General features: G+C 59.8%; 24 protein-coding genes. 2 read left to right on the top strand and 22 right to left on the bottom strand.

Annotation, left to right across the window (positions count from 1 at the left end):
* Positions 1-132: 132 nt before the first annotated feature.
* On the top strand, positions 133-1,812 hold the full coding sequence (gene leuA / locus PF1751_RS22855) for a 2-isopropylmalate synthase (RefSeq protein ID WP_010207924.1): 1,680 nt from the start codon (positions 133-135) through the stop codon (positions 1,810-1,812).
* Between the two features lie 176 nt (positions 1,813-1,988).
* On the opposite strand, the gene PF1751_RS22860 is transcribed toward leuA, so the two are convergent.
* From PF1751_RS22860 to trmJ, 21 genes are all read right to left on the bottom strand, one after another.
* The gene (locus PF1751_RS22860; RefSeq protein WP_010207922.1) at positions 1,989-2,780 is read right to left on the bottom strand and encodes an amidohydrolase; all 792 of its coding nucleotides are present in this window, start codon (positions 2,778-2,780) and stop codon (positions 1,989-1,991) included.
* Positions 2,768-3,916: a pyridoxal phosphate-dependent aminotransferase gene (locus PF1751_RS22865; protein ID WP_042571609.1), complete on the bottom strand. Its 1,149-nt coding sequence runs from the start codon at positions 3,914-3,916 to the stop codon at positions 2,768-2,770. Before PF1751_RS22865 ends, PF1751_RS22860 begins: the two co-directional genes overlap by 13 nt.
* A gap of 114 nt (positions 3,917-4,030) precedes the next feature.
* Positions 4,031-5,500: a ribosome biogenesis GTPase Der gene (gene der, locus PF1751_RS22870; RefSeq protein ID WP_010207919.1), complete on the bottom strand. Its 1,470-nt coding sequence runs from the start codon at positions 5,498-5,500 to the stop codon at positions 4,031-4,033.
* Between the two features lie 134 nt (positions 5,501-5,634).
* Positions 5,635-6,786 (bottom strand): outer membrane protein assembly factor BamB, encoded by a 1,152-nt coding sequence (gene bamB / locus PF1751_RS22875; protein ID WP_021492276.1) that lies wholly within the window; start codon positions 6,784-6,786, stop codon positions 5,635-5,637.
* The gene (locus tag PF1751_RS22880; protein WP_010207915.1) at positions 6,779-7,420 is read right to left on the bottom strand and encodes a YfgM family protein; all 642 of its coding nucleotides are present in this window, start codon (positions 7,418-7,420) and stop codon (positions 6,779-6,781) included. The genes bamB and PF1751_RS22880 overlap by 8 nt, the downstream gene beginning before the upstream one ends.
* Positions 7,421-7,461: 41 nt before the next feature.
* Positions 7,462-8,751, bottom strand: a complete 1,290-nt coding sequence (gene hisS / locus PF1751_RS22885) for a histidine--tRNA ligase (protein ID WP_010207913.1) — start codon at positions 8,749-8,751, stop codon at positions 7,462-7,464.
* Between the two features lie 21 nt (positions 8,752-8,772).
* Entirely contained in the window at positions 8,773-9,882 is a 1,110-nt protein-coding gene (gene ispG, locus PF1751_RS22890; RefSeq protein ID WP_003175952.1) for a flavodoxin-dependent (E)-4-hydroxy-3-methylbut-2-enyl-diphosphate synthase, read from the bottom strand.
* Between the two features lie 2 nt (positions 9,883-9,884).
* Complete coding sequence (locus tag PF1751_RS22895; protein WP_042571610.1) at positions 9,885-10,868, bottom strand: RodZ domain-containing protein; 984 nt, start codon at positions 10,866-10,868, stop codon at positions 9,885-9,887.
* Positions 10,868-11,626, bottom strand: a complete 759-nt coding sequence (gene pilW / locus PF1751_RS22900; RefSeq protein ID WP_010207908.1) for a type IV pilus biogenesis/stability protein PilW — start codon at positions 11,624-11,626, stop codon at positions 10,868-10,870. The genes PF1751_RS22895 and pilW overlap by 1 nt, the downstream gene beginning before the upstream one ends.
* A gap of 12 nt (positions 11,627-11,638) precedes the next feature.
* A complete protein-coding gene (rlmN, locus tag PF1751_RS22905; protein WP_010207907.1) occupies positions 11,639-12,787 on the bottom strand; it encodes a dual-specificity RNA methyltransferase RlmN in 1,149 nt (382 codons plus the stop codon).
* 29 nt (positions 12,788-12,816) lie between these two features.
* Positions 12,817-13,242, bottom strand: coding sequence for a nucleoside-diphosphate kinase (ndk, locus tag PF1751_RS22910; RefSeq protein ID WP_003175956.1), 426 nt, complete (start codon positions 13,240-13,242; stop codon positions 12,817-12,819).
* Positions 13,243-13,334: 92 nt separating this feature from the next.
* Positions 13,335-13,535 (bottom strand): Fe-S cluster assembly protein IscX, encoded by a 201-nt coding sequence (iscX, locus tag PF1751_RS22915; RefSeq protein WP_016977667.1) that lies wholly within the window; start codon positions 13,533-13,535, stop codon positions 13,335-13,337.
* A gap of 14 nt (positions 13,536-13,549) precedes the next feature.
* A complete protein-coding gene (gene fdx / locus PF1751_RS22920) occupies positions 13,550-13,891 on the bottom strand; it encodes an ISC system 2Fe-2S type ferredoxin (RefSeq protein WP_010207904.1) in 342 nt (113 codons plus the stop codon).
* A 3-nt stretch (positions 13,892-13,894) separates the two neighbouring features.
* Entirely contained in the window at positions 13,895-15,757 is a 1,863-nt protein-coding gene (hscA, locus tag PF1751_RS22925) for a Fe-S protein assembly chaperone HscA (protein WP_010207902.1), read from the bottom strand.
* A gap of 53 nt (positions 15,758-15,810) precedes the next feature.
* Complete coding sequence (hscB, locus tag PF1751_RS22930) at positions 15,811-16,332, bottom strand: co-chaperone HscB (protein WP_010207900.1); 522 nt, start codon at positions 16,330-16,332, stop codon at positions 15,811-15,813.
* Positions 16,333-16,340: 8 nt separating this feature from the next.
* Positions 16,341-16,664 carry an iron-sulfur cluster assembly protein IscA gene (iscA, locus tag PF1751_RS22935; protein ID WP_003175963.1) on the bottom strand — a complete coding sequence of 108 codons (324 nt, stop codon included), beginning with the start codon at positions 16,662-16,664 and terminating at the stop codon, positions 16,341-16,343.
* 28 nt (positions 16,665-16,692) lie between these two features.
* A complete protein-coding gene (gene iscU, locus PF1751_RS22940) occupies positions 16,693-17,079 on the bottom strand; it encodes a Fe-S cluster assembly scaffold IscU (RefSeq protein ID WP_010207899.1) in 387 nt (128 codons plus the stop codon).
* 99 nt (positions 17,080-17,178) lie between these two features.
* Complete coding sequence (locus tag PF1751_RS22945; protein ID WP_010207898.1) at positions 17,179-18,393, bottom strand: IscS subfamily cysteine desulfurase; 1,215 nt, start codon at positions 18,391-18,393, stop codon at positions 17,179-17,181.
* Between the two features lie 50 nt (positions 18,394-18,443).
* Positions 18,444-18,935, bottom strand: a complete 492-nt coding sequence (iscR, locus tag PF1751_RS22950) for a Fe-S cluster assembly transcriptional regulator IscR (RefSeq protein WP_003194020.1) — start codon at positions 18,933-18,935, stop codon at positions 18,444-18,446.
* A gap of 292 nt (positions 18,936-19,227) precedes the next feature.
* On the bottom strand, positions 19,228-20,010 hold the full coding sequence (gene cysE, locus PF1751_RS22955; RefSeq protein WP_010207897.1) for a serine O-acetyltransferase: 783 nt from the start codon (positions 20,008-20,010) through the stop codon (positions 19,228-19,230).
* A 2-nt stretch (positions 20,011-20,012) separates the two neighbouring features.
* On the bottom strand, positions 20,013-20,783 hold the full coding sequence (gene trmJ / locus PF1751_RS22960) for a tRNA (cytosine(32)/uridine(32)-2'-O)-methyltransferase TrmJ (protein ID WP_044287839.1): 771 nt from the start codon (positions 20,781-20,783) through the stop codon (positions 20,013-20,015).
* A 145-nt stretch (positions 20,784-20,928) separates the two neighbouring features.
* Between trmJ and suhB the strand changes: the two genes are divergently transcribed.
* Positions 20,929-21,744 (top strand): type III secretion system regulator SuhB, encoded by an 816-nt coding sequence (gene suhB / locus PF1751_RS22965; protein ID WP_003175971.1) that lies wholly within the window; start codon positions 20,929-20,931, stop codon positions 21,742-21,744.
* 58 nt (positions 21,745-21,802) lie between these two features.
* Here the strand turns inward: suhB and PF1751_RS22970 are convergent, their stop codons facing one another.
* Complete coding sequence (locus PF1751_RS22970) at positions 21,803-22,345, bottom strand: glycine zipper 2TM domain-containing protein (RefSeq protein WP_010207894.1); 543 nt, start codon at positions 22,343-22,345, stop codon at positions 21,803-21,805.
* Positions 22,346-22,402 lie beyond the last annotated feature (57 nt).

Here is a 22,402-nt window from a genome sequence, read left to right on the forward strand (position 1 = left end):
AGCACCGCAGTTTGTGCCTCGTCAGCGCACGACTGCCAGGCTGAATCGATCTGCCTCGCCTCTAAAAAGCATCCCAAAAACAGTTCCACGGCAGGCCGCCTTTTCTCGGCCCCTACAACAAAGGATTTCCCGATGAGCATGCTCAAAGACCCGTCTTCGAAGTACCGCGCGTTCCCGACCATCGACATCCCGGACCGCACCTGGCCGTCGAAGACCATCACTGAAGCGCCGATCTGGTGCAGCTCCGACCTGCGTGATGGCAACCAGTCACTGATCGAGCCAATGGATGCGGTGAAAAAGCTGCGTTTCTGGAAGACCCTGGTCGCCGTCGGCGTGAAGGAAATCGAAGCCTCGTTCCCGGCCGCCTCGCAAACCGACTTCGACTTCGTACGCACCCTGATCGAAGACAACCACATCCCCGAGGACACCACCATTCAGGTGCTGACCCAGGGCCGTGAAGACTTGATCGCACGTACCTTCGAATCCCTGCGCGGTGCCAAGAAAGCCATCGTGCACTTGTACAACGCCACGTCGCCGTCCTTCCGCCGCATCGTGTTCAACCAGGACAAGGAAGGCATCAAGGCCATCGCGGTCAACGCCGCCAAGCTGTTCGTCAAGTACGCCGCTCAGCAGCCGGAAACCCAGTGGACCTTTGAATACTCCCCGGAGACCTTCAGCGCTACCGAGCTGGAGTTCGCCAAGGAAGTGTGTGACGCGGTGATCGAGGTGTGGAACCCGACGCCTGAGCACAAGATGATCCTCAACCTGCCGGCCACCGTGGAATGCGCCACGCCGAACATCTATGCCGACCAGATCGAGTGGTTCGGTCGTCATATCAACCGTCGTGACAGCGTGATCATCAGCCTGCACACCCACAACGACCGTGGCACCGGCGTGGCCGCCACCGAGCTGGGCCTGATGGCCGGCGCCGACCGAGTCGAAGGCTGCCTGTTCGGCAACGGCGAGCGTACCGGTAACGTCGACCTGGTCACCGTGGCCCTGAACATGTACACCCAGGGCCTCGACCCGCAACTGGACTTCTCCGACATCGACGGCGTGCGCAAGGTCGTCGAGGAGTGCAATCAGATTCAGGTGCACCCACGTCACCCATACGTAGGTGATCTGGTGCACACCGCCTTCTCCGGCTCTCACCAGGACGCGATCCGCAAGGGCTTCTCCCAGCAGAAAGACGATGCGCTGTGGGAAGTGCCGTACTTGCCGATCGACCCAGCCGACATTGGCCGCAGCTACGAGGCGGTGATTCGTGTGAACAGCCAGTCGGGCAAAGGCGGCATCGCCTACCTGCTGGAGCAGGAATACGACATCAGCTTGCCGCGTCGCATGCAGATCGAGTTCAGCCAAGTGGTACAGGCCGAAACCGACCGCGTGGGCCTGGAGATGACAGCGCCGCAGATCTACGCCTTGCTGCAGCGTGAGTACCTGCAAGCCAATACGCCGTACGCGCTGGTCAGCCATCGCCTGCAAGAAGAAAACGGCAACAGCTTTGTCGAGGTAGAAGTCTCCGGCAAGGGCCAGGGCGAAACCAACCTGCACTGGAAAGGCAAAGGCAATGGCGCGCTGGAAGCGCTCGTGGCGGGCCTGCCGATTGGTGTGGAGATCATGGACTACAACGAACATGCAATCGGTGCGGGCACCAATGCTAAAGCGGCGGCCTACATCGAGCTGCGCGTGAACGGTGAGCGTCCGGTGCATGGTGTGGGTATTGATGAGAACATCACCACCGCCAGCTTCAAGGCGCTGTTCAGTGCGCTGAATCGCTCGTTGAGCCAGCAGGAAGCCAAGGCGGCGTAACTGGCTGCTGAAATATGAAAGGCCTCTGGGTGAGAATCCAGGGGCCTTTTTTGCTTTGGGTTGTGGGTGATGCTGATGGCCTCTTCGCGAGCAAGCCCGCTCCCACATTTTGACCGTATTCCTACAGGATAAACGCGGTCAAGTGTGGGAGCGGGCTTGCTCGCGAAGGCGGTGCTTCAGACAAACTGAAAAGTATCGGCGTCCAAGTTCGCGGGAAACCGCGTGCGGTAAGCCGCCAATTCCGCCGCATCCAGGTTCACTTGGAACACCCCGTCCGCCTCCCCCGCACTGAGCAAGGTCTCACCCTGGAAGTCGAGCACCTGACTGTCCCCGGTGTAGGCAAAGCCTTTGCCATCCGTGCCCACACGGTTCACCGCCGCCACGTAGCACAGGTTCTCGATGGCCCGCGCCGGCAGCAGCCGGTTCCAGTGTGAACGCCGCGCACCCGGCCAGTTGGCGGTGTACAGCAGCAGGTCAGTGTCCTGAGCGTCGCGACTCCACACCGGAAAGCGCAGGTCGTAGCAGATCAACGGGCGAATACGCCAGCCCTTCAATTCGAACTGCACCTGGCGTTCGCCGGGGGTGTAATGATTGTGTTCACCGGCCATGCGGAACAGATGGCGCTTGTCGTAATGCAGCACCTCGCCATCCGGACGCGCCCATAACAAGCGGTTGCGGTGGCTGCCGTCCGCGGCCTGGATGATCACACTGCCGGTGATCACCGCGTTGTACTTCGCCGCCTGGGCCTGGAGCCAATGATGGGCCGGGCCGTACTCAGGCTCCGCGAGGGTTTGTGACTCCATCGAGAAGCCGGTGGTGAACATCTCCGGCAGCACAATCAGGTCGGCGCCTTGGGCTTGTTCAAGCAGCAGCTCGAAGTGTTCAAGGTTGGCTTGGCGGTCATGCCAGGCCAGGTTGGTCTGGACCAGGGCGATGTTCAGGTTCGGCAGTGCACTCAGATCACGCATAGTTTTTCCGCCGCTTGGCGCAGCGTTTCCTCGCGTTTGGCAAAGCACAGGCGCACCAGGCGCTGGCCTTGGGGTGGGGTCTGGTAGAACACCGAGACCGGGATCGTTGCCACGCCGTGTTCGCGGGTCATCCACAGGGACATGGCGACGTCATCCAGGTCCGGGCGGATCTGTGAGTAATCCACCAGTTGGAAGTAGGTTCCTGTCACTCGGGTAAAGCTGAAACGGGACGCTGCCAACAGGTCGCAGAACAGGTCACGCTTGGCCTGGTAGAAAGCCGGGAGTTCCTCGACATGTTCAGGGTGTTCAGCCATGAAGTCGGCCAGCGCGTATTGCAGGGGGGTCACACCGCAGAAATTGACGTATTGGTGCACCTTGCGCAGTTCGGCGGTGAGGGCTGGCGGCGCGACCACATAGCCGGTTTTCCAACCGGTGACGTGGTAAGTCTTGCCGAAAGAGCTGACCACGAACGCACGTGGGTAGAGTTCTTCGTGCGCCAACACGCTGACATGAGCCACGCCGTCAAATACCAGGTGTTCGTAGACTTCATCGCTGACCAGGTAGATGTCGCGGTCACGGATCAATTCGGCCAACTGGTCCAGCTCAGCGCGGCTGATCAAGGCACCTGTCGGGTTGTGAGGGGTATTGAGAATGATCATGCGCGTGCGCGGAGACAGCGCCGCCTTTATTTTCTCGAAGTCGAGGGCAAAGCCGCTCAGGCTCAGTTGCACATGCACGCAGCGACCACCGGCCAGCTCCACTGAAGGCTCATAGCTGTCGTAGCTGGGGTCGAACACGATCACTTCATCGCCATTACGAATCACCGCCTGGATCGCGCAGAAGATTGCCTCGGTGGCGCCAGGGGTGATGGTCACTTCACTGTCGGCATCGACCGTGGCCCCGTAACTGCGGGCGATCTTGGCGGCCACTTGCTGCCGCAGCACCGGCAGGCCGGTCATTGGCGCATATTGGTTATGCCCAAGGGCGATATGCTTGCCCACCGCGTCGAGCAAACCCTGGGGGCCATTGAAGTCCGGGAAGCCTTGGGACAGGTTGAGCGCGCCGGTTTCGGCAGCGAGTTGCGACATGGTGGTGAAAATGGTCGTGCCGACATTCGGCAGCTTGCTGGTGATCATCGGAAGCCCCTGCAGGTGAGCCCCAAGTTTTAAGCTGCCGACCGCATCGGGTCAAGGCACAAACCGTCGCGCACAAAAAAGGGCTCATCAAGAGCCCTTTTTGCGAGGTCGGAATCAGCGCTTGTCGCGGCGCTTCTTGTCGGCCTTTTTGTGGTGAGTCATCAAACGACGCTTCTTGTTCACCTGACGGTCAGTCAGTGTGTTCTTGTTGCCTTCGTATGGGTTCTCGCCACCCTTGAACTCGATACGGATCGGCGTACCGACCAGTTTCAAGACACGGCGGTAGGTGTTTTCCAGGTAACGCACATAGGACTTCGGCACCTTCTCGATCTGGTTACCGTGGATCACGATAATCGGCGGGTTGGCACCACCCAAGTGGGCGTAACGCAGTTTGATCCGGCGGTTGTTGACCATCGGCGGCGCGTGCTCGCCAACGGCATCTTCCAGGATCTGGGTCAGGCGGTTGGTCGGCCAGCGGGTGACGGCAGACTTGAACGAGTTCTGTACGGACGCGTAGAGGTTGCCCACACCGGTGCCGTGCAGTGCCGAGATAAAGTGGATATCGGCGAACTCGACGAAGAACAACCGACGCTGCAGCTCAATCTTGACGAAATCGCGCTCGCTCGGCGTCATGCCGTCCCACTTGTTGATCGCGATCACCAGTGCCCGACCGGCCTCCAGGGCGAAGCCCAGCAGGTTGAGGTCGTGGTCCACCACGCCTTCGCGGGCGTCCATCACGAAGATCACCACGTTGGCGTCTTTGATCGCTTGCAGGGTTTTCACCACCGAGAACTTTTCAACTTCCTCGTGGATCTTGCCGCGCTTGCGCACACCGGCGGTGTCGATCAGCGTGTACTTTTCCTCGTTACGTTCGAACGGGATGTAGATGCTGTCGCGGGTGGTGCCGGGTTGGTCGTAGACGATGACCCGGTCTTCACCGAGCATACGGTTGACCAGCGTGGACTTACCAACGTTTGGACGGCCGATGATGGCGATCTTGATACCGTCTTTTTCACTCGGGCCTGGAATGCGCTTGGCTTCCTCACCTTCGGCGACGATCTCTTCCTCACCCTCTTCTTCCTCGGCGTTATCCTTCGGAAAGCTGCTGAGGGCAATTTCCAACATCTGGGTAATGCCACGACCGTGGGCACCGGCGATCGGGATCGCATCGCCCAGGCCCATCGGGCTGAATTCGGCACGGGCCAGTTCAGGATCGATGTTGTCGATCTTGTTGGCGACCACGTAGGAACGCTTGTTGCGCTTGCGCAGGTGCTCGCCAATCATCTGGTCGGCGGCGGTATAGCCTGCACGGGCGTCCACCAGGAACAACACGACATCGGCTTCTTCAATGGCCAGCAGCGACTGCTCGGCCATCTTTTCGTCCATGCCATGCTCATCACCGGAGATACCACCGGTGTCGACAATAATGTAGGAGCGCCCTTGCCACTTTGCCTCACCGTATTGGCGATCACGGGTCAGACCGGACAAGTCGCCGACGATGGCGTCGCGAGTCCTGGTCAGGCGGTTGAACAAGGTGGACTTGCCGACGTTAGGTCGGCCCACCAGGGCGATTACGGGAACCATGCGGCTCTCCACTTCGTTATTTCAGAAAATACAAAAGCCGCTGCAAGGCAGCGGCTGGTGCTCGGGGCAGCATCGTCAGATGCCGCATGCCCCGCCGAAGCGGGGCCGCCTGGGTGTTACCCCAAGCATAGTTCTTACTTGATGGTCAGGGCTTCCAGCTTGCCGCTGTTGCCATACACATAAAGCATGTTACCCACGACCAGCGGACGCGCACGCAGGCCGTCGCTGTCGATACGCTCGCGACCCACGAAGCGACCGTCTACCTGGCTCAACAGGTGCAGGTAGCCTTCGAAGTCACCCACGGCGACGTAGCTGGAGAACACTTCCGGTGCCGACAGTTGACGGCGGGCCAGAGAGTCGTTGCTCCACAGCGCGGTCGTGGAACGTTCGTCGACACTTTCAACGGTACCGGACGCCAGGCTGACGTAGACGCTGCCAAACCCTTGGGCGACACCGGCGTAGCTGGAAGCATCACGCTGCCAGTTCACACGGCCGCTCTGCAGGTCCAGTGCCGCAACACGGCCCTGGTAAGTGGCGACGTAGAGGGTTTCACCGGACAGCAGCAAGCCACCGTCGATGTCCACTACGCGGTCCAGTTCGGAACGGCCTTGCGGGATGGCCACACGGGTTTCCCAGGCCGGCACGCCGTTCTGGGTATCCAGCGCGACCACTTTACCGGTCGACAGGCCTGCAACGGCCAGATTGTTGGTCACAATCGGACCACTGGTACCGCGCAGCGTCAGCACCGCTGGGGTGCTGTCATACAACCAGCGCTGTTCGCCAGTGCTGGCGTCGAGGCCGATCACACGGTCGTCCTGGGTTTGCACCACGACGATATCGCCGTTGGTGGCAGGCGGTGCGAGTACTTCACTGGTCACGCGGGCGCGCCATTTCTCTTCACCGGTGCTGGAATCCAGGGCTACGACTTCGCCTTTCAGCGTGCCGAGCATGACCATGCCGTAACCCACGCCTACGGCGCCGGAAACTGGCAATTCGAGGTCTTTCTTCCACTTGACGTCGCCGTTCATGCGATCCATGGAGATCACCACGCCGGTGACATCAGCGGCCACAATGTTGTCACCGTCGATTGCCGGTACCAGCATGTTGTAGGTTTCGCCCTGACCGTCACCGATGGAGCGACTCCACTGCTTTTGCAGGACCACTTCTTCCTTGAAGCTGGTCAGCTCCGCAGGCGGCAGTTCTTTTTTACTGTTGCTGCTGCAACCCGCGGCCAGAACGGCCAGAGCCAGCAATGCTGCATGTTTCCAACGGATCACGTCACGCATCCCCTTTGGCCAAGTCGTCCAGCTTGATTTGTAAGCCACCGACCGCCGCTTCATCAGACAGCGCCGCCTTGGCTTTTTGGTACGCAGCATTGGCTTCGTCGGTACGACCCAATTGGACCAACAGGTCGCCCTTGAGCTCTTCGCGAGTGGCTACAAATGCCTTGTCAGCATCGCCGTCGAGCAGTTTGAGTGCTTCGTCAGCCTTGTTCTGTGCCGCCAGGACCTGAGCCAGGCGCTGACGTGCGATTTCACCCAGGGTTGGGTTGGTCGGTTTGTCGGCGATGGCCTTCAGCTCTGCGGCGGCGTCATCCAGCTTGCCGGTGTCTACCGCGACTTTCGCGACGAACAGGCTGCCGTATTGGGCGTAGGTGCTACCGCCGAATTCGTTCTTCAGCTTGCCGGCCAGGTCTGCAACCTGCGCAGGATCAGGCTTGCCGTCCGGCGTCAGGGTGGTTTCCAGCAATTGCTGATAGACGATCGAGGCGCCTTGGGACTGGTTGGCCTGATACTTGGTCCAGGCTTGCCAGCCGAACACCACCACTAAAGCCAGCAGGCCGCCAGTAACCAGGGGCTTGCCGTTACGCTGCCACCAGTCCTTGAACTCGGCCAGTTGCTCATCATCAGTACTCGACACCCCAATACTCCTTAATCGCTAAATTCGGCTGTTCGACAGCTTCAACCCTGCACGACGCAGGTGGCCAAGTGCGCAGCGAGCGCATCAAAGGCAATGTTCTGTTGCTCGCCCTGGCCACGCAGGGGTTTGAAACCTATCACTTGCTGGGCCAGCTCGTCATCGCCAAGGATCAATGCATACAGCGCACCGCTCTTGTCGGCCTTCTTGAACTGGCTCTTGAAGCTGCCGGCGCCGGCATTGACTTGCAGGCGCAGGTTTGGCAGTTGGTCGCGGACCTTTTCGCTCAGGGCCAGGGCAGCCAGTTCGGCGGCCTCGCCAAAGGCGCACAGGTACACGTCCACCTGACGGGAGATCTCTTCCGGGACCTTCTCCAGGGTTTCCAGCAGCAGGATCAGCCGCTCGATGCCCATGGCGAAGCCCACACCGGTGGTCGGTTTGCCGCCCATCTGCTCGACCAGGCCGTCGTAACGACCACCGGCACACACGGTGCCCTGGGCGCCGAGTTTGTCGGTGACCCACTCGAACACGGTCTTGCTGTAATAATCGAGGCCGCGCACCAGTTTGGTGTTGATTTCGAACGGAATACCGGCCGCCTCCAGACGAGCCTTGAGGCCCTCGAAGTGGATACGGGACTCGTCGTCCAGGTAATCGGCCATTTTCGGCGCATTGACCAGCACGGCCTGGGTGTCGGCGTTCTTGGTATCGAGGACGCGCAACGGGTTGGTCTTCAGACGGCGCTGGCTGTCTTCGTCCAACTTGTCCAGGTGGGCCGACAGGTATTCGACCAGGGCCACTTTATAGCGGCCGCGGGATTCGCTGGTACCCAGGCTGTTGAGTTCAAGCTTGACCGCGTCGCGGATACCCAGCAGGCCCCACAGGCGCCAGGTCAGCACGATCAGCTCGGCGTCGATGTCCGGGCCGTCGATGTTGAACACTTCCAGGCCGATCTGGTGAAACTGGCGATAACGGCCTTTCTGGGGGCGTTCGTGACGAAACATCGGGCCGATGTACCACAACTTTTGCGGCTGGCCAGCACCGGTGAGGCCATGCTCAAGCACGGCGCGCACGCACGCGGCAGTGCCTTCCGGACGCAGGGTCAGGGAGTCGCCGTTGCGGTCTTCAAAGGTGTACATCTCTTTTTCGACGATGTCAGTCACTTCACCGATGGAGCGTTTGAACAGCTCGGTGAACTCGACAATCGGCATGCGGATCTGCTTATAACCGTAGTTATCCAGCAGGCGCGCGACAGTGCCCTCGAAATAGCGCCACAGCGGCGTCTGTTCCGGCAGGATGTCGTTCATGCCACGAATGGCTTGCAAAGACTTGCTCACATCAAATCCTTAAATTCGTTCTTAGCCGCGCGCGATCAGCGCTGCGTCAGCCGCGACCTTCTCGGCCGCTTTCTCGCGGATCAGCTTTTCCAGCTCATCCACCAGATTGTCATTCGTCAACTTCTGCGACGGCTTGCCGTCGATGTAGATCAGGTTCGGCGTACCACCGGTCAGGCCCACATGGGCTTCTTTGGCTTCGCCCGGCCCGTTGACCACACAACCGATAACCGCAACATCCAGCGGCACCAGCAGGTCTTCAAGGCGCAACTCCAAGTCGTTCATGGTTTTCACCACGTCGAAGTTCTGCCGCGAGCAGCTCGGGCAGGCAATGAAATTGATGCCACGGGAACGCAAACGCAGGGACTTGAGGATGTCGTAACCGACTTTCACTTCCTCTACAGGGTCTGCCGCCAGCGAGATGCGGATAGTATCGCCAATTCCTTCGGCGAGCAGCATACCGAGACCCACCGCAGATTTCACTGTGCCTGAGCGTAAACCGCCCGCTTCAGTGATACCCAGGTGCAACGGCTGCACGATTTCCTTGGCCAGCAGGCGGTAGGCTTCTACTGCCATGAACACGTCGGAGGCCTTTACGCTGACCTTGAAGTCCTGGAAATTCAGGCGTTCAAGGTGTTCAACGTGGCGCAGCGCCGATTCAACCAGCGCTGCCGGCGTCGGCTCGCCGTATTTCTTTTGCAGGTCTTTTTCCAGCGAACCGGCGTTGACGCCGATACGGATTGGAATGCCACGGTCGCGGGCCGCGTCCACCACCGCACGCACACGGTCTTCACGACCGATGTTGCCCGGATTGATACGCAGGCAGTCCACACCCAGTTCGGCCACACGCAACGCGATCTTGTAGTCGAAGTGAATGTCGGCAACCAACGGCACCTTGACCAGTTGCTTGATGCGACCAAAAGCTTCGGCAGCGTCCATGTCCGGCACGGACACGCGCACGATGTCCACGCCCGCAGCTTCCAGACGGTTGATCTGGGCAACGGTGGCGGCCACGTCATTGGTGTCGCTGTTGGTCATGCTCTGGACCGCGATGGGGGCATCGCCCCCCACCGGCACCGAGCCGACCCAGATCTTGCGCGATACGCGACGTTTGATTGGAGATTCGCCGTGCATGACTATTGTCCCAACTTCAGGCGAGCAGTTTCGCCGGTGGTGAACGGCGCTACGTCCACAGGCTGGCCGTTGTAGGCCACTTGCGCGCCACGGGCAAAACCCAGACGCAGCGTCAAAGGAGGCTTGCCGCCCTGGTCAAGCGTATCTCCCTTACGCTTCAGACCGCTAAACAGCACTTTGCCATTGCCATCGGTGACCTGCGTCCAGCAGTCAGCGATGAAGGTGATCTGTACACGACCATCACCGGCGATCAACGCTGGTGCGGTGGGCGGCGAAATAGCAGGCGCTACCGGAGCGGCGGGAGCCGGCGTCGCTGGCGTCTGCACGGGAGTTGCCGGTGTCTGGGCAACCGGAGCAGCCGGCGTCGCGGGAGTCGGTGCGGCAGCGGTCGCGGCTGGCGCGGTTTCCGGTGCTGCTGGCTGCTCGGTGGCAACCGGTGCTTCAGGCAAGGCCTGGCCTTCGGCAACGGCCTGGTCTTCCGGCTCGTCCAGCGGATGAATCTGAGTGGTGCCGTCGGCGCTTTCGACTTCGACGTGCTCCATGGCGTTGCTGGTCAGGTCCTTGGTACGTTGGGAGGCCTGGTCCTGCCACCAGACGAAACCGCCACCGATGACCGCGATCAGCAGCAACAGGCTGACAATACGCAAAATCGTGTGGGAAACCCGTACAGGCTCTTCGATGCGACCCAGGCCGTGCACGTTGCTGCCCTGGGAGTCGGTGCCGGTGAACTGGTCGAATTCCTGGACCAGTATGGCCTGGTCGATACCCAGCAATTTGGCATAGGCGCGGATATAGCCACGGGCAAAGGTGTGCCCAGGCAGCTTATCGAACGCGCCAGCTTCCAGATTGCCCAGGGACGTCGTGGTCAGATTGAGCTTGAGGGCCACTTCCGCCAGCGACCAACCATTGCTTTCACGGGCCTGACGCAAGGTGTCGCCTGGGTTTACGCGATTAGCTGCTACAACTTCCGGGTGCGCCGCTTTCATCATTGCTCCGACAGGTATTGCTGATATTCCGGCGTACCGGGATAGAGTCGTTCGAGTTGCTGGCCAAAACGTGCGGCCGTGTCGCGTTCTTCATGAACCGTCGCCAAGCGCACGCCGAGCAATAGACTACGTGCATTTTGCCCGCTGAGCAGGCTAAAGCGCTCGTAATAGTCACGTGCCGGCACATAATGCCTGTCTTCGTAGGACAACTCAGCCATTTCAAGCAATGCCCGAGGCTGGCGACCGTTCAAATGCAGGGCTTTTTCCAGGTGCTGGCGAGCGCTGTCACGCTGGCCGAGGCGCATCGAGGTAACCCCAAGGTTCTCGAACACCCTCGAACGCTCAGGATAGAGGGTATCAGTGCTGGCTTGCTGGAAATAAAGGGCGGCCTGGTCATAACGTGTCTGCTCGAACAGGAAGCTGCCGTAATTGTTCAGCAGCCGTGGGTCGGCAGGACGGGCAGCCAGGGCCTTATGGAAATACTGTTCGGCCAGTTCCGGCTCGGCCTGGGCCTGGAACACCAGGGCCAGTGCGCCATTGGCATCGGGATCGTCGCTGTCCAGCTCAAGCGCTTTCTTCAACGGCACCTTGGCGTGCTCGCTCATGCCTTGTTGCAGGTAACCCAAGCCCAGCTGCACATAGGCAACCCGCGCCTCCTCACGGCCTTTACCGGTTTGCAAAGGGCTCTCATGACCCGATGAAACACAACCGGCCGCGAGACCGGTAACAAGCAAAAGCAGCGCAAGGCGCAATGGCATAGAGATCCTCTCTCAGATTCGATTCACAGCGATCAGCGGTAAATCGTCGGCGGCGCTCACTTCGCGTCCGGCGATATAACGTTCGCTGCGGCGGGTACGGTCCATCACCTGCCCTACCAATTGGCCACAGGCGGCGTCGATGTCTTCACCACGGGTGGTGCGCACGGTCACGTTGTAGCCAGCCTGGTGCAGTTGATCCTGGAAACGGCGGATGGCGTTGTTGCTCGGCCGCTCGTAGCCAGAATGTGGAAACGGGTTAAACGGGATCAGGTTGATCTTGCACGGCGTGTCCTTGAGCAACTCGATCATCTCGACCGCGTGCTCGACCTTGTCGTTGATGTCCTTGAGCAAGGTGTACTCAATGGTCAACACACGTTTTTCGCCCAAGGTCGCCATGTAACGCTGGCAAGATTCGAGCAGCATCTTAAGCGGATACTTCTTGTTGATTGGCACCAATTGGTTACGCAATGCGTCATTGGGTGCGTGCAGCGACAACGCCAGGGAGACGTCGATATGCTTGGCCAGCTCATCGATCATCGGTACCACGCCGGAGGTCGACAGGGTAACGCGGCGCTTGGAAATGCCGTAGCCCAGGTCGTCCATCATCAGGTGCATGGCCGAAATGACGTTGTCGAAGTTCAGCAGCGGCTCACCCATGCCCATCATCACCACGTTGGTGATGGCACGGTCGACGGTCGCCGGGACGCTGCCAAAGGATTTGTTGGCAATCCACACCTGGCCGATCACTTCAGCGGCGGTGAGGTTGCTATTGAAGCCTTGCTTGCCGGTGGAGCAGAAACTGCAGTCCAGGGCACAGCCTGCCTGGGACGAAACGCACAAGGTACCGCGCTTGCCCTGGGGAATGTACACGGTCTCGACGCAGCTGCCGGACGCCACGCGCACCACCCATTTGCGGGTGCCGTCGCTGGAGATGTCCTCGCTGACCACTTCGGGACCACGGACCTCAGCAATGGCCTTGAGCTTGTCGCGCAGGGCCTTGCTGACGTTCGTCATGGCGTCGAAATCGTCGACGCCAAAGTGGTGAATCCATTTCATTACCTGACCGGCACGGAAACGCTTCTCCCCGATTGAGTCGAAGAATTTCTCCATTTCCGGCTGGGTCAGACCCAGCAGGTTGGTTTTTACAGTCGATGTCGTCATGGATTCACCCTCACTCTTTAAGCCGATGCTTAGCGAGCGGTTACTTCAGTAGCTGCGAAGAAGTACGAGATTTCGCGAGCAGCAGCGGCTTCGGAGTCCGAACCGTGTACAGCGTTGGCGTCGATGGACTCAGCGAAGTCAGCACGGATGGTGCCGGCAGCAGCTTCTTTAGGGTTGGTAGCGCCCATCAGCTCACGGTTCAGAGCGATAGCGTTTTCACCTTCCAGAACCTGAACAACAACAGGACCGGAGATCATGAAGGCAACCAGGTCGCCGAAGAAGCCACGAGCGCTGTGCTCAGCGTAGAAGCCTTCAGCTTCAGCCTTGGACAGTTGCTTGAGTTTCGAAGCTACAACCTTCAGGCCGGCTTTTTCGAAACGAGTGGTGATCTCGCCGATGACGTTTTTTGCAACAGCGTCAGGCTTGATGATGGAGAAAGTACGTTGAACAGCCATGGTGTAACTCCAGAAACGGTAATTTACGAAAAATTAAACCCGCGAATTATACGCGGGTTATTGGGTATTGCCTAACTGCGTAAAGGGAGGCGTCAGTCCTGTTCTTCTTTCCAGGCAGTCTGGATAGCTTCCAGAACCTTCTCACCGCCGCGATCACGCTCATCTTCGAACCCCGGCAGTGCCATGACCATGTCACGCAAAGCTACAAAGTTCAGGGAGTACGGATCCAGATCGGGGTTGGCATCGGCCAACAGGATAGCGATCTCTTGTACATCAACCCATTTAAGACTCATGACACTTCCTTGAATCAATGCGGCGCTTCGGCAGCATGGTTGAGGGAATACTTCGGAATTTCGACGGTGATGTCTTCAGTCCCGACGATAGCCTGGCAGGTCAGGCGCGAAGTTGCTTCCAGGCCCCAGGCTCTATCAAGATAGTCTTCTTCCAGCTCATCGGCTTCGTTGAGCGAGTTGAAGCCCTCACGAATCACGCAGTGGCACGTGGTGCAAGCGCACACACCGCCGCAGGCGCTTTCGATCTCGATATGGTTGTCATGGGCAACTTCGAGGATGGACTTGCCGGTCTCAGCCTCCACGACCATACCGTCCGGGCAGTGCTCGGCGTGTGGCAGAAAAATGACCTGCGGCATTGATTATTCCTCGATTTCATTCAGGTTGCGCCCGGCCAGTGCGGCTTTCACCGTCTGATCCATGCGGCGGGCGGCAAAGGCATCAGTCACCTGCGACAAGCGCTTGGTCTGTTGCTCGATGGCATAGCCATCATTGCCTTTCATCAGTTCGGCCAGTTCCTGCATCTGCAGGTCGATGACCATGCGCTCTTCGGCGTCCAGCAGGCGCTCGCCGTCAGCATCCAAGGCGCCCTGCACCGCTTCGAGCAGGCGCTGGGCATCCACTTGCTGCTCACGCAACACGCGGGCGACCTTGTCGTCACTGGCATACTGGAACGAGTCCTTGAGCATCTTGGCAATTTCGCCGTCGGTCAGCCCGTACGACGGCTTGACCTGGATGCTGGCTTCTACGCCGGACGCCAATTCACGGGCGGCCACGCTGAGCAGGCCATCGGCATCCACCTGGTACGTCACACGAATCTTCGCCGCACCCGCCACCATCGCCGGAATGCCGCGCAATTCGAAGCGCGCCAGGGAGCGGCAATCGCTGATCAGCTCACGCTCGCCTTGCAGCACATGAATCATCATGGCCGTCTGGCCATCTTTATACGTGGTGAAATCCTGGGCGCGGGCGACGGGGATGGTGGTGTTGCGTGGAATCACCTTCTCCATCAGGCCGCCCATGGTTTCCAGGCCCAGAGACAGTGGAATCACGTCGAGTAGCAGTAATTCGCCACCATCACGCTTGTTACCGGCCAGGGTATCGGCCTGGATCGCGGCGCCGATGGCAACCACCTGGTCCGGGTCGATTTCAGTCAGTGGCTGGCGGCCAAAGGCTTCGGCGACAGCCTCACGCACGCGTGGCACGCGAGTGGAACCACCGACCATGACCACGGCACCGACGTCTTCCAGCTCGATACCAGAATCACGCACGGCACGGCGGCAGGCTTTCAGGCTGCGGGCGACCATCGGTTCGATCAACGCATCGAAGGCTTCACGGGTCAGCTGAGCTGACCAGGTGCCGTAGGACACTTCAACAGTTGCAGCATCTGTCAGCGCCTCTTTGGCGGCGCAGGCGGTTTGCAGCAGGTTGCGCTGCTCGCCCGGGTCCAGGTCGGCGGACAAACCGGCGCTGCTGATGATCCAGCCCGCGATGGCGTGATCGAAGTCATCGCCACCCAGGGCGCTGTCGCCACCGGTCGCGAGCACTTCAAAGACACCGCCAGTCAGGCGCAGTATCGAAATATCAAAGGTACCGCCGCCCAGGTCGTAAATAGCGACCAGGCCTTCTGCGTGCTGATCGAGGCCATAAGCCACGGCCGCCGCAGTGGGCTCGTTGAGCAGGCGCAGCACATTCAGGCCGGCGAGTTTCGCCGCGTCCTTGGTGGCCTGGCGCTGAGCGTCATCGAAATAAGCCGGAACGGTGATGACTGCACCCACCAGTTCGCCGCCCAGGGTTTTTTCCGCGCGCTGGCGCAGCACCTTGAGGATATCGGCCGACACTTCCACCGGGCTTTTCGGGCCCTGGACGGTGTCGATGAACGGCATATGGGACTCACCGCCGACGAAGCGGTACGGCAGTTGGTCGCCCAATTGCTTGACGTCGGACAAACCACGACCCATCAAGCGCTTGACCGACAGCACGGTGTTCAACGGATCGGTAGACGCCGCCAACTTGGCCGACTCACCGACTTCGGTGCGATCGGCGTGATAACGCACGGCAGACGGCAGGATGACCTGGCCATCGGCATCGGGCAACGGCTCGGACAGGCCGCTGCGCAAGGCAGCAACCAGGGAATTGGTGGTGCCCAGGTCAATCCCGACCGCCAGGCGACGCTGGTGCGGTTGAGGGCTTTGGCCGGGTTCGGCGATTTGCAGTAGGGCCATGGTAATCAGGTCTTATCTGTCTATCAGGCGTGCATCACGGGCAGCACACTGGGTTAATCGTCGAGGCGCTCTTCTAGCTGGCGCACTTCGTAGGTGAGCTTGTCGAGGAACTGCATGCGCCGCATCAGGCGTTCGGCCTGTTCACGTTGCGCTGCATCATCCCAACAGGCTGCGAAGCTTTCGTTGAGCTCATCCTGGGCCGCTTTCAGGCGACGCTTGAAGACAGCGACGCCCGCAAGATCAGCTTCGTCCTGCAACTCTTCAAGCTCTTCGCGCCACTGCATCTGCTGCATCAGGAAATCCGGGTCGTGCACCGTGACTTCAAGGGGCAGCTCGCCACCGTTCATCGCGAGCAGGTAACGCGCGCGCTTCGGGGGACTTTTGAGGGTCTGATAGGCTTCGTTGAGGCTGGCCGATTGCTCCAGCGCCCGGCGTTGCTCACGCTCGGAAGCGTCAGCGAAGCGGTCTGGATGCACGCCACGCGCCAGTTCTCGGTAACGCGTGGCAAGCTGCTCAAGGTCCAGCCGAAAGCTCGGCTGCAGCTCGAATAAAGCGAAATGACAAGGAGTACCCACGAATAGCCTCAGATGTTGAAGCTTTCGCCGCAGCCACATTCACCGCGCACGTTGGGGTTGTTGAACTTGAAGCCTTCGTTCAACCCTTCCTTGACGAAATCGAGTTCGGTGCCGTCCAGGTAGGTCAGGCTCTTAGGGTCGATGATCACTTTCTCGCCGTGACTTTCGAACACCTGGTCTTCCGCAACCACCTCGTCGACAAACTCCAGCACGTAGGCAAGGCCGGAACAGCCTGTGGTGCGAACACCCAGACGAATCCCCTCACCTTTACCGCGCCCATTCAGGGAGCGGCGAATGTGCTGTGCAGCCGCTTCTGTCATGCTGATAGCCATCGTTGACTCCTTACTCGTCGCCAAATGCTTAGATCAAGCCTTTCTTCTGCTTGTAGTCGCGAACGGCCGCCTTGATGGCGTCTTCAGCGAGTACCGAGCAGTGGATTTTCACTGGCGGCAGGGCCAGCTCTTCGGCCAGCTGGGTGTTGCTGATGGTGACAGCCTCATCCAGGGTCTTGCCTTTCATCCATTCGGTCGCCAGGGAGCTGGAGGCGATAGCGGAACCGCAGCCGTAGGTCTTGAACTTGGCATCTTCGATAACGCCGTTGTCGTTGACCTTGATCTGCAGGCGCATCACATCGCCGCACGCCGGAGCGCCAACCATGCCGGTGCCGACATCTGGGTCTTCCGCGTCCATCTTGCCGACGTTACGCGGGTTTTCGTAGTGGTCGATGACCTTTTCGCTGTAAGCCATGGTACTGAATCCTCACTCATCAGGGCCGCTCTGGAACCCTGTAGAAACGCCTGCGTTTTCCGCCACGTTCCTACAGAGCTGGGGTGGCGGCTTCTATAGTTAGTGTGCCGCCCACTCGATCTTGGAAATATCGACGCCGTCTTTGTACATGTCCCACAGCGGCGACAGAACGCGCAGCTTGTTGACGGCTTCGCAGACTTTCTGCGCGGCGTAGTCGACTTGTTCTTCGGTGGTGAAGCGGCCGAACGTAAAGCGGATCGAGCTGTGTGCCAATTCGTCGTTGCGGCCCAGGGCGCGCAGCACATACGAAGGCTCAAGGGACGCCGAGGTACAGGCCGAACCGGACGAAACCGCCAGGTCCTTGAGTGCCATGATCAGCGACTCGCCTTCGACGTAGTTGAAGCTCAAATTAAGGTTGTGCGGTACACGGGCGGTCATGCTGCCGTTGATGTACAGCTCCTCAAGGTTCTCGACCTGCTTGTAGAAGCGATCACTCAGGGCCTTGATGCGCACGTTTTCGGCAGCCATGTCTTCCTTGGCTACACGGAAGGCTTCGCCCATGCCGACGATCTGGTGGGTCGCCAGGGTGCCTGAACGCATGCCGCGCTCGTGACCGCCGCCGTGCATGGTGGCTTCGATGCGCACGCGTGGCTTGCGGCTCACGTACAGGGCGCCAATGCCTTTAGGGCCGTAGGTCTTGTGGGCAGAGAACGACATCAGGTCGACCTTCAGTTTCGACAGGTCGATATCGACCTTACCGGTGGACTGAGCAGCGTCGACGTGCAGCAGGATACCCTTCGAGCGAGTCAGCTCGCCGATGGCCGCGATGTCGTTGATGGTGCCGATTTCGTTGTTCACGTGGATCACGGAAACCAGGATGGTGTCTTCACGCAGCGCGGCTTCGATCATGGCCGGGGTGACGATACCGTCGGTGGTTGGCTCGAGGTAGGTGACCTCGAAACCTTCACGCTCCAGTTGGCGCATGGTGTCGAGGACAGCCTTGTGCTCAATCTTGGTGGTGATCAGGTGTTTGCCTTTGGTCGCGTAGAAATGCGCCGCGCCCTTGATAGCCAGGTTGTCGGACTCGGTGGCACCGGAGGTCCAGACGATTTCACGCGGATCGGCGTTGACCAGGTCAGCGACTTGGCGACGCGCGTTCTCGACCGCTTCCTCGGCTTTCCAGCCGAATACGTGGGAACGGGAGGCTGGGTTGCCGAAGTTTCCGTCAACCAGCAGGCATTCGCTCATCTTTTGCGCGACACGCGGATCAACCGGGGTGGTCGCTGAGTAATCAAGGTAAATCGGCAATTTCATGGACTTTCTCCTAAATCAGGCTGGCTGGCGTGCCGTTAGCTCTGCGGCTGTTACTCGACGGCGGACGCTTCGATCTTGTCCAGACGCGGCGCCTTGGTATTGCAACGGCGCTGGTCCTGACGCTGGGCTACTTCTTGCACCTCACGGCGAGTCACAAGATCAGCCAAGCTGATACCACTCAAAAACTCATGGATCTGCAGGCTCAAGTCACACCACAGGTGGTGTGTCAGGCAGGTGTCGCCGGCGTGGCAATCACCCAGGCCCTGGCATTTGGTGGCGTCGACGGATTCGTTGACCGCGTCGATCACCTGAGCGACCTGGATACCCTGCATGTCGCGGGACAACTGGTAACCACCGCCTGGCCCGCGCACACTGGAAACCAGGTTGCTACGGCGCAATTTGGCGAACAACTGTTCGAGGTAGGACAGGGAAATGCCTTGGCGCTCAGAGATATCGGCCAGGGACACCGGCCCAGTTTGCGCGTGCAAAGCCAGGTCGAGCATGGCAGTCACCGCGTATCGGCCTTTTGTAGTCAGTCTCATGGACAAGTACCAAGGTGTTTCAGAATGGGAGCAAGTATGCGATTCCCGAGTATTTAAGTCAACTATAAGACCTAGTACTTTAGTCAGGATTACCCGTAAAAAGGGCGCGCGAATCATAGCAGGATGGGGTGAGCACGAACAGCAGGAACAGGGCCAGGCAGAAATCGAGAGCAAAATGTGGGAGGGGGCTTGCCCCCCCGATGACAGCAGGTCAGCCAATAAATCCATGGCTGACAGACCGCTATCGGGGGCAAGCCCCCTCCCACAGGGAATCTCGGGTGATCCTCAGACCTCAGCCAGCCTTGGTGGCAGTTTCGCTCTTGATTTCGGCGAAGTCTTCTTCGCGCAACTCAGGCAGATCTTTCGCACAGTAGCTGCTGCCCAGCTCCTTCAGCGCGCCGCACATGCCGTCCAACTTGCCATCCACCGCCTGCAGATGGTCGAGCAATTGGCCAATGGCGCGTGCCACAGGGTCGGGCATGTCTTCGCTGACGCCGTAGGCATCGAAGCCGATCTTCTCGGCCATGGCCTTGCGCTTGGCTTCCTGCTCATCGCCGACTTCCGGCTTGACGATGATTCGGCCAGGAATACCCACCACAGTTGCGCCAGGCGGCACCGCCTTGGTCACCACGGCATTGGAGCCGACCTTGGCGCCCGCGCCGACGGTGAACGGGCCAAGCACCTTCGCGCCCGCCCCCACCACCACGCCATCACCCAAGGTTGGGTGGCGCTTACCTTTGTTCCAGCTGGTACCACCAAGCGTCACGCCCTGATAGAGGGTCACGTCATCGCCGATTTCAGCGGTCTCGCCAATCACGATGCCCATACCATGATCAATGAAGAAGCGGCGCCCCACCTTGGCCCCCGGATGAATCTCGATCCCGGTCAGCCACCGACCAAAGTTCGACACCAACCGAGCCAGCCATTTCCAACCCATGCCCCACAAGGCACCGGACAGCCGGTGAATCCAGATGGCGTGCATGCCCGGGTAGCACGTCAGCACTTCAAAGGCGTTGCGCGCCGCCGGGTCACGGTGGAAAACACTCTGGATATCTTCTCGCAAACGCTCGAACATTTTTAATCCTTCCGCTTAAGAAGCTCGCCACGGGCCGCTTTCTGGGTCTCCGTGAGGATGCCACGCAATATATTCATTTCCGCCCGGCTGACCGAGCTGCGTCCGTAAAGGCGACGCAGGCGCGCCATCAAGTGCCGTGGCTTTTCCGGATCGAGGAATTCGATGACCACCAGGGTTTGCTCCAGGTGCTCATAGAACCGCTCCAACTCATCCATGGTGGCCAACTCGCCACTTTTGGTCGACGCAACCTCTTCCTTCTCTACCTTGCTCGGCTGACCAGCAGCGGCCAGCCAGGCCATGCGCACTTCGTAAGTCAACACCTGCACCGCGGCCCCGAGGTTCAACGAACTGAACTCAGGGTCTGATGGGATGTGCACGTGGTAATGACATCGCTGCAGCTCTTCATTGGTCAGGCCGGAATCTTCACGGCCAAAGACCAAGGCGATTTCAGCGCCGCCCGCGGCCTCCTCGACCACTTTGGTTCCGCATTCACGCGGATCGAGCAGCGGCCAGGGGATGCGACGGTCGCGGGCGCTGGTGCCGAGCACCAGATTGCAGCCGACCAAGGCGTCCTCCAAGGTGGCGACGACCTGGGCCTTTTCGAGGAGGTCATTGGCGCCGGACGCACGGGCATCGGCCTCGTGGTGCGGGAACACGCGCGGTTCGACCAGCACCAGGCGCGTCAGCCCCATGTTTTTCATGGCTCGCGCCGCCCCGCCGATGTTGCCGGGATGACTGGTATTGACCAAGACGACACGAATGTTTTGCAGCAAGGGAGGCGCTCTCGGACACGGGAAAGGGGAGCAAATCTTACAGAACAGCCTAAGGTTATGCCATGAAAGCTAACGTCGTCCTTCACCTGAAGAAAGTTTCTGCTAGAATGCCCGGCTTTCTTTAACAACCTTAGGTGACACATCCATGCAGCCCATGCTGAATATCGCGCTGCGCGCCGCCCGCAGCGCCAGTGAATTGATCTTCCGCTCCATCGAGCGCCTGGATACCATCAAGGTCGACGAAAAAGACGCCAAGGATTATGTATCCGAGGTGGATCGCGCCGCCGAACAGAAAATCATCGACGCTCTGCGCAAGGCCTACCCTACCCACGGCATCCTCGGCGAAGAAACCGGCCTGCACAAAGGCAGCGGCGAAGGCGAAGACTACCTGTGGATCATCGACCCACTGGATGGCACCACCAACTTCCTGCGCGGCATCCCGCACTTTGCCGTGAGCATCGCGTGCAAATACCGTGGTCGCCTGGAACACGCCGTTGTTCTCGACCCAGTCCGCCAGGAAGAATTCACCGCCAGCCGTGGCCGTGGCGCACAGCTCAATGGTCGTCGCCTGCGCGTAAGTGGCCGCACCAGCCTGGACGGCGCCCTGCTGGGTACTGGCTTCCCGTTCCGTGATGACCAGATGGACAACCTGGAAAACTACCTGGGCATGTTCCGCGCCCTGGTTGGCCAGACCGCCGGCATCCGCCGCGCTGGCGCAGCAAGCCTGGACCTGGCTTACGTTGCCGCCGGTCGCTTTGATGCCTTCTGGGAGTCGGGCCTGTCCGAGTGGGACATGGCTGCAGGCGCCCTGCTGATCCAGGAAGCAGGCGGCCTGGTGAGCGACTTCACCGGCGGTCACGACTTCCTTGAGAAAGGCCACGTGGTTGCCGGCAACACCAAATGCTTCAAGGCAGTCCTGACGGCGATCCAGCCGCACCTGCCGGCCTCGCTGAAGCGCTAAGCGGGCGAGCACAAAAAAAGCACCCCTCGGGGTGCTTTTTTTGTGCCTGCAGAACCGGTTATTGCTGGTTCTGACCCAGGATCAGACGACCTTCTTTGTCGACTGGAATCTGGCTGCCAGGGTCGCGCTCCATACGCACGGAACCTTCCTTACCGTCCAGGTTGTAACGCACGTCGTACCCAACAACCTTGTCGCTGATGTCATTGACGGTGTTACAACGGGTTTGCGTAGTGGTGTAGGTATCGCGGTTCTGCATACCCTCTTGAACCTTGTTACCGGCGTAGCCACCACCGACCGCACCGGCCACGGTGGCCAGCTTCTTACCATTACCACCACCGATCTGGTTACCCAGCAAGCCACCCGCCAGGGCGCCTACAACGGTACCGGCGATTTGATGTTGATCCTGCACCGGACGCTGCCGGGTCACGGTGACGTCCTTGCAGACTTCACGGGGAGTCTTTATCTGGGTTTTAACCGGCTGCACCGCCAGCACTTGCGCATACTCAGGGCCGCTTTTTACCAGGCTGTAGGTGGCAACAGCACCCCCGGCAGTTACACCGACAGCACCCAATACCGCACCAACCAGCAACGACTTGTTCACGTTGAACCTCCTGACCATCACAAGCGGACCGAAACGTCCGCGCTATACCCAGCCTTG

The sequence above is a fragment of the Pseudomonas simiae genome, from assembly GCF_000934565.1.
Classification (GTDB): domain Bacteria; phylum Pseudomonadota; class Gammaproteobacteria; order Pseudomonadales; family Pseudomonadaceae; genus Aquipseudomonas; species Aquipseudomonas simiae.